14 protein-coding genes and 1 pseudogene are annotated in these 15,318 nt (G+C 62.1%); 5 read left to right on the top strand and 10 right to left on the bottom strand.

Going from position 1 to position 15,318, the window contains the following annotated elements:
• The 6 genes and pseudogenes from QRN04_RS13420 to QRN04_RS13395 form a co-directional block, all read right to left on the bottom strand.
• Window positions 1-130, bottom strand: a pseudogene (locus tag QRN04_RS13420) (pyridoxal 5'-phosphate synthase lyase subunit PdxS); the annotation flags it as partial.
• 164 nt (window positions 131-294) lie between these two features.
• On the bottom strand, window positions 295-924 hold the full coding sequence (gene pgsA / locus QRN04_RS13415) for a phosphatidylinositol phosphate synthase (protein WP_284976514.1): 630 nt from the start codon (window positions 922-924) through the stop codon (window positions 295-297).
• Window positions 914-1,507 carry an HIT family protein gene (locus QRN04_RS13410; RefSeq protein WP_284976513.1) on the bottom strand — a complete coding sequence of 198 codons (594 nt, stop codon included), beginning with the start codon at window positions 1,505-1,507 and terminating at the stop codon, window positions 914-916. Before QRN04_RS13410 ends, pgsA begins: the two co-directional genes overlap by 11 nt.
• A gap of 19 nt (window positions 1,508-1,526) precedes the next feature.
• Window positions 1,527-3,536: a threonine--tRNA ligase gene (gene thrS / locus QRN04_RS13405; RefSeq protein WP_284976512.1), complete on the bottom strand. Its 2,010-nt coding sequence runs from the start codon at window positions 3,534-3,536 to the stop codon at window positions 1,527-1,529.
• 118 nt (window positions 3,537-3,654) lie between these two features.
• Entirely contained in the window at window positions 3,655-7,155 is a 3,501-nt protein-coding gene (locus tag QRN04_RS13400; protein WP_284976511.1) for a DNA polymerase III subunit alpha, read from the bottom strand.
• A gap of 3 nt (window positions 7,156-7,158) precedes the next feature.
• Entirely contained in the window at window positions 7,159-7,512 is a 354-nt protein-coding gene (locus tag QRN04_RS13395) for a DUF6504 family protein (protein WP_284976510.1), read from the bottom strand.
• 140 nt (window positions 7,513-7,652) lie between these two features.
• On the opposite strand from QRN04_RS13395, the gene QRN04_RS13390 reads away from it, so the two are divergent.
• The gene (locus tag QRN04_RS13390) at window positions 7,653-8,042 is read left to right on the top strand and encodes a hypothetical protein (RefSeq protein WP_284976509.1); all 390 of its coding nucleotides are present in this window, start codon (window positions 7,653-7,655) and stop codon (window positions 8,040-8,042) included.
• Window positions 8,043-8,072: 30 nt separating this feature from the next.
• Here the strand turns inward: QRN04_RS13390 and QRN04_RS13385 are convergent, their stop codons facing one another.
• The gene (locus QRN04_RS13385) at window positions 8,073-8,852 is read right to left on the bottom strand and encodes an SOS response-associated peptidase (protein ID WP_284976508.1); all 780 of its coding nucleotides are present in this window, start codon (window positions 8,850-8,852) and stop codon (window positions 8,073-8,075) included.
• 146 nt (window positions 8,853-8,998) lie between these two features.
• Between QRN04_RS13385 and QRN04_RS13380 the strand changes: the two genes are divergently transcribed.
• The 3 genes from QRN04_RS13380 (at window position 8,999) to QRN04_RS13370 (ending at window position 11,125) form a co-directional block, all read left to right on the top strand.
• The gene (locus tag QRN04_RS13380) at window positions 8,999-9,259 is read left to right on the top strand and encodes a mycoredoxin (protein WP_284976507.1); all 261 of its coding nucleotides are present in this window, start codon (window positions 8,999-9,001) and stop codon (window positions 9,257-9,259) included.
• A 142-nt stretch (window positions 9,260-9,401) separates the two neighbouring features.
• Window positions 9,402-10,487 (top strand): S-(hydroxymethyl)mycothiol dehydrogenase, encoded by a 1,086-nt coding sequence (locus QRN04_RS13375; protein ID WP_284976506.1) that lies wholly within the window; start codon window positions 9,402-9,404, stop codon window positions 10,485-10,487.
• Entirely contained in the window at window positions 10,484-11,125 is a 642-nt protein-coding gene (locus QRN04_RS13370; RefSeq protein WP_284976505.1) for an MBL fold metallo-hydrolase, read from the top strand. Before QRN04_RS13375 ends, QRN04_RS13370 begins: the two co-directional genes overlap by 4 nt.
• A 21-nt stretch (window positions 11,126-11,146) precedes the next feature.
• On the opposite strand, the gene QRN04_RS13365 is transcribed toward QRN04_RS13370, so the two are convergent.
• Both QRN04_RS13365 and QRN04_RS13360 read right to left on the bottom strand, forming a co-directional pair.
• Window positions 11,147-11,890 (bottom strand): lipoate--protein ligase family protein, encoded by a 744-nt coding sequence (locus QRN04_RS13365; protein ID WP_284976504.1) that lies wholly within the window; start codon window positions 11,888-11,890, stop codon window positions 11,147-11,149.
• Window positions 11,890-12,693 carry a thioesterase family protein gene (locus QRN04_RS13360; RefSeq protein WP_284976503.1) on the bottom strand — a complete coding sequence of 268 codons (804 nt, stop codon included), beginning with the start codon at window positions 12,691-12,693 and terminating at the stop codon, window positions 11,890-11,892. The genes QRN04_RS13365 and QRN04_RS13360 overlap by 1 nt, the downstream gene beginning before the upstream one ends.
• Before the next feature lie 136 nt (window positions 12,694-12,829).
• On the opposite strand from QRN04_RS13360, the gene QRN04_RS13355 reads away from it, so the two are divergent.
• On the top strand, window positions 12,830-13,804 hold the full coding sequence (locus QRN04_RS13355) for a hypothetical protein (RefSeq protein WP_284976502.1): 975 nt from the start codon (window positions 12,830-12,832) through the stop codon (window positions 13,802-13,804).
• Here QRN04_RS13355 and QRN04_RS13350 read toward each other — a convergent pair.
• Window positions 13,801-15,312 (bottom strand): FAD-dependent oxidoreductase, encoded by a 1,512-nt coding sequence (locus tag QRN04_RS13350; RefSeq protein ID WP_284976501.1) that lies wholly within the window; start codon window positions 15,310-15,312, stop codon window positions 13,801-13,803. The two genes, QRN04_RS13355 and QRN04_RS13350, sit on opposite strands and share 4 nt — an antisense overlap.
• Window positions 15,313-15,318: the final 6 nt, after the last annotated feature.

The raw sequence follows: 15,318 nt of genomic DNA, 5'->3' as shown, positions 1-15,318 counted from the left end.
GCTCGACGTTAACGACGTCCATGATGACGCCGCCCTTGAGCATCTCCGCCATACCACGCTTCACACGGCTGCTGCCCGTGACGCTGTTCGCGGCAGAACCGGCTTCGTTGCTTACATCTGGTGTAGACACAAAAACCCCTATGGGTAGATAAACGACCTTCTCACCGGCGGCACGCGCAGCCACATAACCGCTTTCTGTGCACACCGGGTTTTCAGGTCAAGGTGACCAAGTACTAGTAATAGTAGTCCCAGCTAGCTGGGTGCCCGTACATTCATGACAGCAGCGGCAGCGCCTTACGCCGGTGCGGGTCCGTCCGCTTGAGCCATGGCTTGACGCCGCACTGCGGACATCCGCTGGACGATGGTGACGGCACTGGCCAGTGCCAACAACACGAGTGTGGCCAACAAGACAACGGGCGAAAGCCCGAGGCCCGTGAAACCGGCAACCACCAGCACGGAGACCAGCCGCTCAGCGCGTTCAGCGATCCCAACGCTGGCGTGGTAGCCCAAGGATTCTGCCTTGGCACGTGCGTAGGAAACCACCATGCCCACAACGAGGCAGACGACGGCGGCCGCACCGATCGCCGGGTCCGCACCCTTCGTGAAGGACCAGATCGTCAGTCCTGCGAAGATCGCCCCGTCAGCCAGGCGGTCGAGAGTGGAGTCGAGGAAGTTTCCCCAGCCCCCTGAACGCCCCTCCAAACGGGCCATGATGCCGTCCACCACATCGGAGAACGCAAAGAAGGCGATCATCACCGAACCCCACCACAGGTGTCCAAGTGGATAGAGCACCAGCCCACCCACAACCACCCCGGCCGTGCCGACCATGGTGACCGCGTCCGGTGACACTCCGCTTCTAAGAAGCCATCGTGCCAGTGGGGTAAAAAGTGACGTGAAAAAGCCGCGCGCGTGCTTATTCAGCATGCGACTCCCCTGGCCACGCCTCAGCGACCAGCTGGCGAACCTCGTCCAGCGTCTGCGTGATGGCCTTGGTCTGGGCAATGATGGGGAAAAAGTTGCCGTCCCCACCCCACCGCGGAACCACATGTTGATGAAGGTGGGCGGCGATGCCAGCGCCTCCAGTGACGCCTTGGTTCATTCCCAGGTTGAAGCCGCTCGGATTGGAGACCTTGCGCAGCACCCGCATGGCCGTCTGGGTCAAGTCGGCGAACTCCGCCGTCTCTTCTTCTGTGATATCGGTGTAATCCGGCACGTGCCGGTACGGGCATACCAACAGGTGCCCTGGGTTGTATGGGAACAGGTTGAGCACTACGTAGCACGTCTTGCCCCGGTAGACGATGAGTGATTCTTCGTCCGAGCGGGTTGGCCCTACACAGAACGGGCAGTCGTCCTTGTTTTTGAACTGGTCCTGCCCGCCCTTGATGTAGGCCATGCGGTGCGGAGTCCACAAGCGCGCAAAAGCGTCCGGAACGCCAGCCAAGCTGAAGTCATCAGTTACCTCGGCGTCGTGCGGATACTCAATTGCGTCGCCTGTGTACTCCTGCACCGTCTCGTTGTCCGTTCCGTCAGTTCTCGCGGTTCTTGACAGCGTCCACGATCCTGCGGACGGCCTCGGACACGGGAACACCGTTATCCTGGCTGCCATCACGGAAGCGGAAGGACACAGCACCGGCCTCGGCGTCCTCGCCACCGGCGATGAGCACGAAAGGGATCTTGTCCTTGCTGGCAGTGCGGATCTTCTTGGGGAACCTGTCCGAGGAAATATCCACCTCGGCCCGGATGCCGGCCGCTTTCAGCTGCCCGACGACGTCGAACATGTAATCATTGAAGGCCTCCGCAACCGGAATCCCCACCACCTGGACCGGGGCAAGCCACGCCGGGAAGGCGCCGGCGTAGTGCTCGGTGAGGACCCCCATGAAGCGCTCCACGGAACCAAACAGGGCACGGTGGATCATCACAGGGCGCTGACGCGTACCGTCCGCGGCCTGGTATTCCAGTTCAAAGCGCTCCGGAAGGTTGAAGTCGAGCTGGATCGTGGACATCTGCCATGTCCGGCCCAAGGCGTCCTTTGCCTGAACCGAGATCTTCGGGCCGTAGAACGCAGCTCCACCCGGATCCGGCACCAGCTCCAGGCCGGACGCTGTGGCAACCTCCGACAACGTGCGGGTGGCTTCCTCCCATGCGGCGTCGTCGCCCACGAACTTCTCTTCATTCTTGGTGGAGAGCTCCAAGTAGAAGTCGTCCAAGCCATAGTCCTTGAGCAGCCCGAGGACGAAGTTGAGCGTGGTGGTGAGTTCGTCCTTCATCTGTTCGCGGGTGCAGTAGATGTGGGCGTCGTCCTGGGTCATGCCCCGAACACGGGTCAAGCCGTGCACCACGCCGGACTTCTCGTAGCGGTAGACAGAACCGAACTCGAAGAGGCGCAGGGGAAGTTCGCGGTATGACCTGCCACGCGAGCGGAAGATCAAGTTGTGCATGGGGCAGTTCATCGGCTTCAGGTAGTAATCCTGGGCCGGCTTGCGAACGGTGCCGTCCTCATTGAGTTCGGCGTCCACCTGCATCGGCGGGAACATCCCGTCCTTGTACCAGTCCAGGTGGCCCGAAACTTCGTAGAGGTGGCCTTTAGTGATGTGCGGGGTGTAGACGAACTCGTATCCGGCGTCCACGTGGCGTTGGCGGGAGTAATCCTCCATGGCCTTGCGGATAATGCCGCCCTTGGGGTGGAATACCGGAAGGCCCGAACCCAGCTCATCGGGGAACGAGAACAGATCCAATTCCACGCCGAGCTTGCGGTGGTCACGGCGCTCAGCCTCGGCGATGCGTTCCTGGTAGGCCTTCAGCGCTTCCTTGGTAGGCCAGGCGGTGCCGTAAATGCGCTGCAACTGCTGGTTGTTCTGGTTGCCGAGCCAATACGCGGCGGAGGAACGCGTCAGTGCGAACGCATTGGAAATAATTTTGGTGTTCGGCAGGTGCGGCCCGCGGCACAAATCGCACCAAACGCTCTCGCCACTCTTTCGGTCCACGTTGTCGTAGATGGTGATGTCTCCGGCGCCAACCTCAACATTGACCCCTTCTGCAGCGTCTACGGCGTCGTTTTTCTTGCCGAGCAGTTCGAGCTTGTAGGGCTCGTTGGCCATGGCCTCGCGCGCTTCTTCTTCGGTCACGACGCGGCGGACGAACTTCTGGTTCTGGTTGATGATCTTCTGCATCATCTTTTCCAGTTGCCGGAGCTCCTCCGGTGTGAAGGGCTCAGCGACGTCGAAGTCGAAGTAGAAGCCATCCGTGATGTAAGGGCCGATCCCCAGCTTGGCCTCGGGCCGCAACTGCTGGACGGCTTGTGCCATGACGTGGGCCGTGGAGTGGCGGAGGACGTTGAGTCCGTCCGGAGAATCGATGGTGACGCCTTCGACGTCGGCCTCGGCGGGAAGGACCTGGTCAAGGTCTTTCAAGACGCCGTTGACGCGGGCTACAACGACGTCGCGGCGTTCGAAGAAGAGTTCCGCGCCGGTAGTCCCTTCCGTCACCTTTGTCTCTTCGCCATCGACGATGAGGGTGATCTGTTGGGCATCTGACACGGGTGTCTCCTATTCATGGTTGAGGCTTCATAGCTTGTGGCGTACGGGGACCACAGCCAGCCACCGTCAATCGTATCCGCTTCCGTCGAGGCGGCAAAAGCAGCGCGATCCCGGCGTTTCAGCTTCCCAATCCGGTGATGGCCAGGTTCCTGGAGATGCCTTGCAGCGGTCCATCGTGGGTGAATTCATCATCCAAGCCGGCCCCGCTGGGCAGGAGCTCTCCAAAGGGCAATGTTTCCGGGGAACTGAGATCCCACGCTTTGCTGGCACTTATGCTGATTCCCCTGGGGCCGGTCCGGCGGGTGGTTCCGCGGATCAAAAGCAACCTGGTACCGAACAGCAGGGGGCCGGATTCTTCCTGCGCCTCGTGGAAGAAGACAGAATCGACGCAACCGGTGCCATCGTCAATGCTGATGAAGACTACGCGCCTGCCCCCTCTCATCGGCGGGGTTTGGGTAGCGACCCGGACTCCGGCAACCAAAACCTCACTCCCGTTTCGCAAGCCAAGGAGCTTGTCAGCAGTAGTGACCCCGAGCTTGTCCAGCAATGGCTTGTAGCTGCCCATAAGGTGCTCGCTGACATCGACAGCCATTAGATCGAGCTCCGCCCGGACGTTTTCCACCAAGGTGGGCGCAGGTAGTTCCGGGACCAGGTTTTTCAACTCCACATCGCCGAGCGGAAAGGCCAGTTGTCCGTCGATAACATCCCTGGGTTTTTTGGAGGGAGCACTCTGAAGGGACTGCAGGTGCTGGACCAGGTCGGCCCGGTTCGCCACTCCCCCGGAGTCTTTATGCAACGCATCAAAGGCCCCAAGCTGGGCCAGCCTCTTAATGTTTGGCTTGCTGACCCGCGCCCTAGCCCGGAGATCTGCCAGGGAATCGTAGGGCTGCCCCGCCGCGATCCTTCGCAGTTCAGCTCCTGAGAGCCCATAGATACCGTTCAGGCTCAACCGGATTCCCAGCTTGCCGGCGTCCTTGCCTTCCTGGATTTTTTCCACCCGGTATTCAGCCTGGCTGCGGTTAATGTCCAAGGGCAGGATGGGGATCCCCAATCGCCGCGCTTCGGCGACCAGGAGGCGCTTGGGGTACATGCCGGGATCGTGTTCCCACAAGCCGGCCAGAAATGCCTCGGGATGATGGGCCTTGAGCCATGCTGATTGATAGGTGGGCACCGCGAAGGCGGCACCGTGGGCTTTGCAAAAACCAAAGCTGCCGAAGGCCTTCAACGTTGCCCACACTTTGTCCACGACCTCTGGAGGATATTTCTTGATCGCGTCGCGTCGGAACTGCTTCTCGACCTCAGGCTCAAGGATTTCATCGCCCAGGGCTCGCCGGAACTCATCTGCCGTGTCCAGTCCGCACCCTGTCATGATGTGGAAGGTCCTGAGGATCTGTTCGTGGAAGACAGTTACTCCGTGGGTTTCCTGCAGTGCAGGCTTGAGGTCCGGGTGTGGATAGATTTCAGGAGCAAATCCGTGCCTGTGCTCCAAGAAGGGCCGCACCATGTCCGATTTCATGGGCCCGGGCCGGAACAAGGAGATATCGATAATGAGGTCATTGAACTCGCGGGGGGCCATTTTCCCGATGAGCTCCCGCTGCCCTGGAGATTCAATCTGGAAACAGCCCAGCGTGTGGGTACTGCGGATCAGCTCATAAGTAGGTTCGTCGTCGAACGGCACCGCATTGAGCTCGATCCTGCCATCCGGGGCGATATAGTCCGGACCTGAACCGTCAGGGCCCACCGGATGGTTTCCGGCTTCCACAACGTCGGCTTTGGAAGGGTGCAAGCGAATGACCTCCCGGACGGCATAGGCCATGGCGCTTTGCATCCGTACGCCCAGGACATCGAGCTTGAGCATGCCCATGGGATCCATGTCATGTTTGTCGAACTGGCTCATAGGCAGCCCCAACCCGCTTGGTTGCACAGGCGTCCGATCCAACAGCGTGGCGTCTCCCAAAATCACCCCGCACGGGTGCATGGAAATGTGTCTGGGCAACCGGTCCAGCCTCTCGGTGAGGTCCACCAGAAGGTCCAGCTGCTGGTTTTCTTCATGGCCACTGCGTTCCACCCTGCCGGCAAAATCCCTCAGTTCCGGCTTCTCCACCAGTGCTTCACGGAAATGACGGGCCGAAAACCTCCACAGCTGTTTGGCAATTTCCCCGATTTCGCCTTCACCCATCCCCAATGCCATTCCCGCATCCCGCACGGCTCCCCGGGCCCTGTAGCCGTTTTGCATGCTCATCAGGGTGACGCGTTCCTGCCCGAAACGTTCAAAGATCTTCTGATACACGTTGTGCCGTTCGGCACTTTCAACATCGAGGTCGATGTCCGGAAGTGTTGACCGTCGGCTTGACAGGAATCGTTCAAAAATGAGGTCATGCCGGATTGGGTCTACTTGGCTGATATCGATCAGGTAGTTCACCAGGCTCGATGCCCCTGAACCGCGTGCTGCAACCCTGACATCCATGGCGATGATCATCCGCGAGACTTCAGCCACGGTCAGGAAGTACGGGGCGAATCCGAGCTTTCCAATGATCCCCAGCTCATGGTCCAACCGCGAGCGCAGCTGTTCTCTTGCCGGGCCTTTGATGCCTGGGAATCTGCGGGTGATTCCCGCTTCGCATCGCTGGGAGAGTTCCATCATGGGGTCGCAGTCGATTCCGATGATGGATGACTCGGGAACCACGGGCTTCTTCCATCCCATGTCTCCCACGGGGTCCATGCGGCATTTGTCGGCGAGCGCTTCTGTGTTAGCGAGTAATTTGTGGAGCCCGGTTTGTCCTTGTCCGGCTGCATGCATGATTTCTTTGCCCAGCTGGAGCATTTGTTGCCCGTTTTTGAGCCATCCCTGTCCGGTGGGTTGGAGCAGTGGCTCGGAGGTGAGTTCGGGGAGTGATTTCAGTGTCCGTGCGGAGTCGAGGACATCTGCCGTGGGGGCGCCGTCTTGGGCGCAGTAGCGGACCGCGTTGGTGAGGACGGCGGGGACGTTGTATTCCAGGGCGAGCTTGAGCATGCGGACGGCGTGGGCTGTGCTGAGCGGTATTCCTGGGGCGCTGAGGTGGGAAACAACTTCGGCGACGACGGTACCTGGCGGCATGGCGTCGATCCATTGTTTGAACAGGGTGCGGGGCCTGAGGTATTTGCGTCCGCCCATGGCCCGTCCGGCGTCCGAGTCGGGCCCGATCAGGACGGTGAGGACCGGTTTGAGGGTTTTCGGGTCCAAGGTCCTTGAAGCGAGTTCGGCACGGGTCACTGCTGCGGGGATGGCGCCTCCGGCTTTTCCGGAGGTGCGGGCGTGGGCGTCGGAGACGAGGCGGCAGAGGGCGCGGTAGCCTGCGCCGTTGTTGTTCCCGTGGGCGAGTACGACGACGCGGCCCGCGACTTGGGTGCGGTGGTCGCCGTCGTCGTCGAAGACCGCGAGGTCGACCCCGACGATGGGGTCGATGCCGGCGCTCATGCAGGCTTTGAGGTGTTTGACGGTGCCGTAGAGGCCGTCGCGGTCTGTGCAGGCGAGCGCTGTTGCGCCGTCTGCGGCTGCGGTTTGGGCCAGTTCATCGGGCCAGGAGACGCCGTAGTGTGCGCTGAATGCCGTGGAGACGTGCAAGTGGGTGAAGCTCAAGGGTCACGCTGCTTCATCGGGTTCGACGGCCTTGGCTGGTGCGGCGTCGTGGATGCGCAGGAGTCTCCACCGGTTGCTTGTGTGGCTGCCAACGTAGCGGACAAGGTCGAGGGTGATGGTGCGGGTGGAGTCGGTGGCCTCATGTGCGGGTTGGAGTTGCACCCGCCAGATCTCGTGGTCTACCAGGCCGGCTCCGCTGCCGAGGGGTGCCCGGTTTTCTTCGGCCCACCATTGGCGCCGTTCGAACCATCGGATGGGTTCGCTGCAGACTGTGTACCGGGTCCCTTTCCATTGGACCGCCTGCGGCTGGCCGGTGTCGGTGCAGGTGACGTCCACGGACTCGCTGAACAGCCCCATCTCCACGCTCCTTGCCTGCCCATTCGAATTGTCTATTCGAAAGTATGTTCGAATACTTCAAGTTTACGACGCCCAGGCGACAAAACCTACTTCGAAGTTCAGGGGTGGACGGCGGGGAGCCCACAGAGCAGGATTGGGGCATGAGCACCCACGACGCACTCTTGAAGCAGGTCAGCATCACCGCCACTGCCGGCAACCTCGTGGCCCGGTTTGAAATCGACGGCACCATACCGGGCTCCGGCGCTTACGTTGTAGGCCTTGTCGCGGCCAGCCCCGACTATTCCTCCCAGCGCAGGCTCGGCATTGAATTCATGAACGGCGAAGCAGTGTCGTTCTTCTCGTTCAATCACTCCCTCAGCGCGGAGGAGAACTACGACATCAAGGGCGTGGAGCACTCCGGCAACGTCATCACCGGCAATTTCCCTGCCTCCGCCATCCACGGGCTCAGCAAAGGCCACATCATGACAGCCTTCAGCGAAGCCGACGGCAGGGATTTCCAGTCAGGCGTGCCAGTCGCTGAGGCACTCTGAGGCGTCGCAGGGAAGCCGGCGAAGAACGGGCTAGAACAGGCCCTGGACGGGTTCGATCAGTTCCGGGGAATTGTTCCTGACATTTCCGACGGCGGTGCCCACCGGGTCCAGCGTCCAGTCGGCGGCGGCGTCGTGCGCCCTCGAACGGACCATCTCCACAAGACCCGCGGCATCCTTCTCCCGCGGATCGAGCCACGCTTGCATGGTTTCCCTGCTCATGGGCAGCGGCACGCGGTCATGGAGGGTTGTCAGTTCATCGAACACCGAAGCGCTCCGCCTGGTCTGGGCGGATTCAGCGGTTGGAGTATCGGCTGTGAGGATGGACATGGACAGCAGCCACCGGCCGGGATCGTCCTCAGCGGCCGATGGGTCTTTCCACCACTCATACAACCCGGCGAACGCCAACGCCGCACCGTTCCCAGGGTGCACATAGTACGGTTGCTTGCTCTTGCCTTCACCCTTCTTCCACTCGTAATACCCGTCCGCCGGGACGGCGCAACGCCGGGCAGCAGCGGCTTTCCGGAACGAGGGCTTTTCAAGGACAGTTTCACTGCGTGCATTAATGAGCCGGGCACCGCCTTTGGCATCCTTGGCCCAGGACGGCACCAATCCCCATTTGGCAACATGCAACTGCCGCTTCGGCCCGTCGTCGAGTAGCCGTTCCAGCACTATAGGAACGGCATCGGTCGGCGCCACGTTCCAGGACTTTTCGAGGGCGATCTCCTTGCGGGCATTCTCGCTGTCCAGTTCAGCATCAAAGTCGGCGAGCAAATCCCCCACCGCACGAGCCATCACATAACGTCCACACATGCCAACAGTCTGCCCTTTACCCGGGCGGGGCACCAGCAGGTCACCGAGGCGGGGAATTTTTCAGTGCCGGGATACCGTTGGTACGAACGGACCCATCAAGGGCTACAGCTACCTGCAGCCGCAAGAATACCTACAGAGGAGAGCCCATGGACTTCACTCCCGAATCCGGCACCATCACAATGTTCTCGACCACATGGTGCGGATACTGCAACCGCCTGAAGAAGCAGCTGGACGCCAAGGGCATCGGTTACACCGAAGTCAATATCGAAGAAGTCGAAGGCACTGCCGAGCTCGTCGAGCAGCTCAACGGGGGCAACCGCACTGTCCCCACCGTGCTCTTCCCCGACGGAACGGCCGCCACCAACCCGTCCGCTTCCGACGTCGAGAGCCGGCTGGCCGTCGTATAGCTGTAGAGGCGCCCGCGCCCCGGGCCCGCACGGAAACATTCCACATACTGTCTGCCACGTGTGATAGACAGAACGGGAAATCCGTAGCGGGCCCTGCTGTTTTAAGCAGGCCTGCTCTCCGCACGGCCGAAGGGAACATTTCATGGTCCACGCAGTCAAAGGTGTCGTCGTCCGCTCCAAGGGCGCACCCGCAACCCTCGAAACCGTCTTGGTTCCCGAACCGGGGCCCGGTGAGGCTTTGGTGGACATCCTCACCAGCGGCGTCTGCCACACCGATCTTCACTACAAGCTCGGCGGCATCAGTGACGATTTCCCGTTCTTGCTCGGCCACGAAGCCACCGGTGTTGTCAGCGCAGTGGGCCCGGACGTCACCAACGTCGTCCCCGGGGACCGTGTGGTCCTGAATTGGCGCGCTGTCTGCGGCAACTGCCGTGCCTGCAACCGCGGCCAAGCACAATATTGCTTCAACACCCACAACGCAACCCAAAAAATGACCCTCGAGGACGGCACGGAGCTCTCCCCGGCCTTGGGCATCGGCGCCTTCATCGAAAAGACACTTGTTGCCGCCGGGCAATGCACCAAAGTGGACCCCGACGCCGATGCTGCCGCCGTCGGCCTGCTCGGCTGCGGCGTCATGGCCGGGTTGGGTGCGGCCCTGAACACCGGTGGCGTTAAGCGCGGCGATTCCGTTGCCGTGATCGGATGCGGCGGTGTGGGCACAGCTGCCATCGCTGGTGCAGCGCTCGCGGGCGCCACCACCATCATCGCCGTCGACATCGATGCGAAGAAGCTCGAACGTGCCAAAGAGCTTGGAGCCACCCATTCGGTGGATTCCTCCGCCGGGGACCCCGTGGAAGCAATCCGCGCACTCACCGGCGGCTTCGGCGCCGACGTCGTCATTGACGCGGTCGGACGGCCGGAAACGTACAAGCAGGCTTTCTATGCGCGGGACCTCGCCGGAACGGTGGTACTGGTGGGCGTTCCCACACCGGAGATGACCCTGGAACTGCCCCTGCTGGACGTGTTCGGGCGGGGTGGTTCCTTGAAATCGTCCTGGTACGGAGATTGCCTGCCATCCCGCGACTTCCCCATGCTGGTGGACCTGTACAAACAGGGCAGACTGGATCTCGACGCCTTCGTCAGCGAGCGCATCACCATCAACGACGTCGAAGAAGCGTTCGACAAGATGCACCAGGGCACTGTGCTGCGCTCGGTTGTTGAACTATGAGCTCCGCAAGCAGCCCCCGCATCGATCACGTGGTCACATCCGGCACGTTTTCCCTTGACGGTGGCACCTGGGACGTGGATAACAATGTCTGGATCGTCGGGGACGATTCCGAGTGCATCGTGATTGATCCTGCCCATGACCCCGAAGCCATTCGCTCCGCCGTCGACGGGCGCGCGGTAAAGGCCGTACTGCTCACGCACGGACATGACGACCACATCGCGTCCGCAGGGGCATTCGCGGAGCTCGTCAAGGCGCCCGTTCACCTCCATGCTGACGACATGATGCTGTGGCGGGCGGTGTTCCCTGACACGGCCCCGGACGTTGAGATCGTGGACGGTGACGAGTTCACCGTGGCTGGTGCTGCGCTCAAAGCCATCCACACTCCGGGCCATTCGCCTGGATCAGTGTCCTTCCACCTACCCGCCGCGGAGACCCTGTTCAGCGGTGACACGCTTTTCCAGGGCGGTCCTGGGGCGACCGGCCGTTCCTACAGCGACTTTCCCACCATTATCGAATCCATCAGGACCAAGCTACTCACCTTGCCGGAGGAAACTGTGGTGCGCACTGGCCACGGTGATTCGACCACTATCGGCGCGGAAAAGCCGCACTTGGACGAATGGATAGCTCGGGGCCACTAACCATCCACCCACGCAGGGCACCTACGCCAGAAGCGTCCGGAAGTCGCCGTCGAGCACGTCGGCGTAGGTGCCATATGCGGCGACCACGGCGTCTTCCACTGCGCTGACGTCCACGTGGGGCAGCAGATCGTTGGCGGCACCCGCCGTCGTCGGGTCCCAGTCAAGGCCCAGCGCAGCGTAACTCGCCGTCAAGACCTCACGGATGGGCGCAGAGTCCTCCACCACGATCACGGAACTGAACAACCAGCCGCCGGACACCACACGCTGGGCTGTACCGATCAGTTTTATACGGTGGGCCGGGAAATCCGGGTCCTCTCCGTGGACACTGAACTCGCCGGGGCAGTATTCACCGGGAATTTCGCCGACGGCGGCATGGACGCCGACGCTGCGAAGGGCGCCAGCGAGCAACTCGCCAAAAACCGAGAAACGTGCTTTGGCCCCTACTATCGCATCCGCATGGGGTTCTATGTGGTCAATCACGAGTGAGCCCGGGTGGTAGGCAGCTGCCCGTCCCCCGGCCTTCCTGACCAATGGCTCAAAGCCCAGGTTTCTGCAGGCTTCTTCCGCGGCTGCGAATCCGGGCAAGTTAGCGTCCCGCTGGCCGAACGCGACGGTGGGTTCGGGCCGGTACAGGCGCAACGTCGGCCCCAACTGGCCGCTTCGGGCACGCCTTAGCAGCTCCAAGGCAAAATCCAGGTCATGCCCTGCTCCCAACGATTCCGGCTGCCGGTAGACCGTGAGGGGAAGCGGCAACGGCACGGTCATCAGCTTTTCCTTAGTGTCAGGATCTGCTCGGCCCTGCCGAATGGTCCGTTGATATCGTGCAGCACGGTGGATGTCAGGCCGATGCCATCAGAGCCGAAGGAAACCTCGTTGTCCAACCCCAGCCACTCCCCCGAGGGAGCCCTGTACATGTGGATTTGCAAGTCCACGTTCGGGAAGATGTAGCTGCCTTGCCCAGGAGGTACGCGCGCGGCGATGCCGTTGGCCGTGTCGACGAGTCCCATCAGCCGGGCGAGGTCGCTGCTGTCCTCTTTGTCCGTCAGGGGATGCTCAGACCTTATCCAGACCCTTCCGGATCCCGGACGGTGCCCTTCGGCGACGCGCATTTCCAACGAACGGATGTAGCCGCCGGGCCACACGCTGGCTCCATCCCACGGCTTGCACTCGTCGGGCGCGGGCAAGGGCCGGTCTTCCACTGCAGCCACTGCGCTGGTGTCGCTGGTGATCATCCGCCATGCCGCCGCCCGAATGGCCACCCGGCCACGGGCGGAGAGCTCGGCTTGGATGAGCTCGATGGTCCGGCCGGGTCGCAGGGTTGAGGTGGACACCTGGAACTCGCCGCCCGGGATGAGGCCGAGGATTTCGTAGCTGATCCGGGCGATCCGTACGTCCTCGCGGGGCTCGTGGCGGACTAGGGCGTCAGCGAGGATGCCTGACGCGGGTGCCATGTGTTGTTCTTCGGGATTCCAAGCACCTTGGGCGTGGATCGTGGAGCGGTATCGGCCCCCGCCCAGGGATTCGTAGTAGAAATTGCCGTCCGCCAGTTCCGGTATTGCAGTAGTCAATCCCAAGCCTTTCGCCGATCCAGCAGTCAACTCAGACAACTTTATCCGCTGATGTCTGCCCCATCCGACCCGGCCTCATCACGACCCGTGGATCCCGACCCACAGTGGCCGCCAAGGAGAACCCTAGGATGGGTTCATGGACCTCCGTGACGCTGCCCAGCAGCTGTACACCGTGTTGCCCCGGGACTTCACGGCTGAGCGAGCCGCGTTATCCCGCAAAGCCAAGGACGCAGGCGACAAGGATGTGGCCAAGAAAATTGCCGGGCTTGCCAAGCCTGCCGCCAGCGCGTGGGCGGTCAACATACTGGCCGTCCACAAGCCCGAGGTGATCGACGGCGTCGCCCGTTTTGGCGCGTCCCTTCGAGACGCCCAAGCGGAATCGGACACCGAAGCGTTCCGCGAACTCAGCCAACATCGGCAGGGGCAGCTCACCTCGGCAGTTCACGCCGCCAAAGACCTGGCACATGAGCTCGGTGCGCCGCTGAGCGCCGCCGCAGCTGCCGACGTCGAACAAACCTTCCGGGCAGCCATGGCCGACGCCGGAGCCGCCCGGGCAGTATCGACCGGCCGATTAGTCCGAGCCCTCAGCGGGAACGGTTTTGACCCGGTAGACCTCACCGGTGCCATCGCGGCGGGTGGACCGGAAGATGCGATCGACGCCGGTTTCGACGCCGGCGAAACCGTGCCGTCTAAGGGGCAGGTCGCTAAGAAACAGGCAGCTAAGGAGCCCTCCGCCGGCACCGCCCCACGTCCTGCTCACGAACCGCGGGAGCAGGCGACCTCCTTGGCCGAACGCCGTGCCGCGAAGCGCGCGGCAGCACGCAAGGAGGCGCAGGACCACTTCGCATCAGCGGATCGGGTGGCCCGTGACACCGAGGAGGCAGCGTCGAAGGCGTGGGACGTCGTGAAGGAGCTGGCGAGCCGAAGGTCAGGCGTCGAAGCGGAGATCAGGGACCTGAAGAAACGCCTGGCAGCCCTTGAAGCGCACCTCATCGGAATTACCCGCGATGCAGAATCAGCCGAGGCTGACAAGAAAGTTGCCGTCAGAGCCGCAACGGAGCATCGACGCACCGCAGACCAAGCACAGCGGCGCGTCGACCGGCTGAGCTAATCCTTCTTCTTTTTACCCACCGTCTTCTGCAAATGGTGGGTTGCCGGACCTTCAAGGTACTTGCCTTCGGGGGTGAAGCGTGACCCGTGGAGCGGGCAGTCCCACGACTTCTCGGCGTCGTTCCAACTGAGCAGGCCGCCCAGGTGGGCGCAACTTGCCGACACCCTGCATACTTTGCCGTCGACGGTTGAAACAGCTGCCGGTTCACCTTGATAAAGCCCGACGACGCCCATCCCCTCGGGTGGCCGGGTTTCGTCCGTGATCTCAGGGTTGTTCCGCACCTTCGCTCTATCCTCGACCATTCGCTTGGCGACACTCGCGTTAAGGCGCACCGCCTGGAGTGCACCCTGCGGGGACGTGACGCGATGGTGGATGACGCTCGCCCAGTCCGATTGCCCGCCCAAAAGGTCTGAGGTAAGGGACAGGGCAGCCGCCACCCCGTTACTCAAGCCCCACTTGTTGTAGCCAGTGGCGAAAAAGATCCGGCCATGCCCCCGCGGCAGCTTCCCGAAGAAGGGCATGAGGTTGGTCGCTTGGTAGTCCTGAGCGGACCATGTGTGGGTAACTTCGGATCCCGGGTAATGCTCCTGTGCCCACCCGAGGAGGCTGTCCAGATGTTGTTGCGGAGATGCCGCACGGCCACCGGTGTGCCCATATCCACCGACGAGCAGGAGTTCTCCTTCCGGTGTGGGGTGGGTGCGCTGGGAGCGTGTGGGCGAGTCGATGGAGAGGTACATACCTTGCGGGACCGTAGTGCCCGCCGGCGGACGGAGGGCGGCGGCGTACGAGCGGTTCGGTTCCAGCTTGGCAAAATAAAGGCCACGATCCAGGATGGGCGTTCCCGTGGCCACCACCACCGCGTCTGCTGTGAACGTACCCTTGCGGGTGGAAACCTCCATCGGTTGGCCGGAGCCAACATTCTGCACCTGCACGCGCTCGACAATCACGCCACCGTGTCCCCGAATGTCCTTGGCAAGGGCATCCAGGACTTCCATGGGATGAAGCTGCGCCTGGTCTTCCAACTCCAAAGCCTCCACCACGGGAAACGGCAGTCCGGTGTCACGGCTGAAATGGACATCCAAACCCGCGTCCCGCGCAACCGCCGCCTCCTTCCGAAGCCGCTGGCCGCCGTCGTCCGTAGTTGCGAACGTGACCGCCGTTCGGCGCTGAAACGGGACGCCCTGCTGCTCCATGTACTGCGTCAGCCACGCCTGCCCTGTCTTGTTGGCCTCAACATAGGCCTGCACCACTTTCAAGGAGTACTGGCTGCGCAGGGCAGAGAGGGCACCTCCCTGGAGCAAACTCAACTTGCCCGTGGTGTTCCCGGTGGTCACCGCGCCCAGGCTCCGGGCCTCGAAAACCACAACGCGTTGGCCGGACCTGGACAACAGCAAGGCCGCCACCATCCCGGTGATTCCTGCACCCACAACGATGGTGTCCCAATGCTTTTGATCCGGTAGGGCGTCGGACGCGAAGTGGGATTCCCTGTCCAGCCACAGCGATTTCATCAAAAA

The organism is Arthrobacter sp. efr-133-TYG-104 (genome assembly GCF_030208915.1).
GTDB lineage: Bacteria > Actinomycetota > Actinomycetes > Actinomycetales > Micrococcaceae > Arthrobacter.
This window is presented reverse-complemented; position numbering and strand designations above follow the sequence as displayed.

Coding starts and splice junctions, on each gene's coding strand:
- pgsA (WP_284976514.1), bottom strand. CDS start 924: ATGCTGAATAAGCACGCGCGCGGCTTTTTCACGTCACTTTTTACCCCA.
- QRN04_RS13395 (WP_284976510.1), bottom strand. CDS start 7,512: ATGGGGCTGTTCAGCGAGTCCGTGGACGTCACCTGCACCGACACCGGC.
- QRN04_RS13390 (WP_284976509.1), top strand. CDS start 7,653: ATGAGCACCCACGACGCACTCTTGAAGCAGGTCAGCATCACCGCCACT.
- QRN04_RS13385 (WP_284976508.1), bottom strand. CDS start 8,852: ATGTGTGGACGTTATGTGATGGCTCGTGCGGTGGGGGATTTGCTCGCC.
- QRN04_RS13380 (WP_284976507.1), top strand. CDS start 8,999: ATGGACTTCACTCCCGAATCCGGCACCATCACAATGTTCTCGACCACA.
- QRN04_RS13375 (WP_284976506.1), top strand. CDS start 9,402: ATGGTCCACGCAGTCAAAGGTGTCGTCGTCCGCTCCAAGGGCGCACCC.
- QRN04_RS13370 (WP_284976505.1), top strand. CDS start 10,484: ATGAGCTCCGCAAGCAGCCCCCGCATCGATCACGTGGTCACATCCGGC.
- QRN04_RS13365 (WP_284976504.1), bottom strand. CDS start 11,890: ATGACCGTGCCGTTGCCGCTTCCCCTCACGGTCTACCGGCAGCCGGAA.
- QRN04_RS13355 (WP_284976502.1), top strand. CDS start 12,830: ATGGACCTCCGTGACGCTGCCCAGCAGCTGTACACCGTGTTGCCCCGG.
- QRN04_RS13350 (WP_284976501.1), bottom strand. CDS start 15,312: ATGAAATCGCTGTGGCTGGACAGGGAATCCCACTTCGCGTCCGACGCC.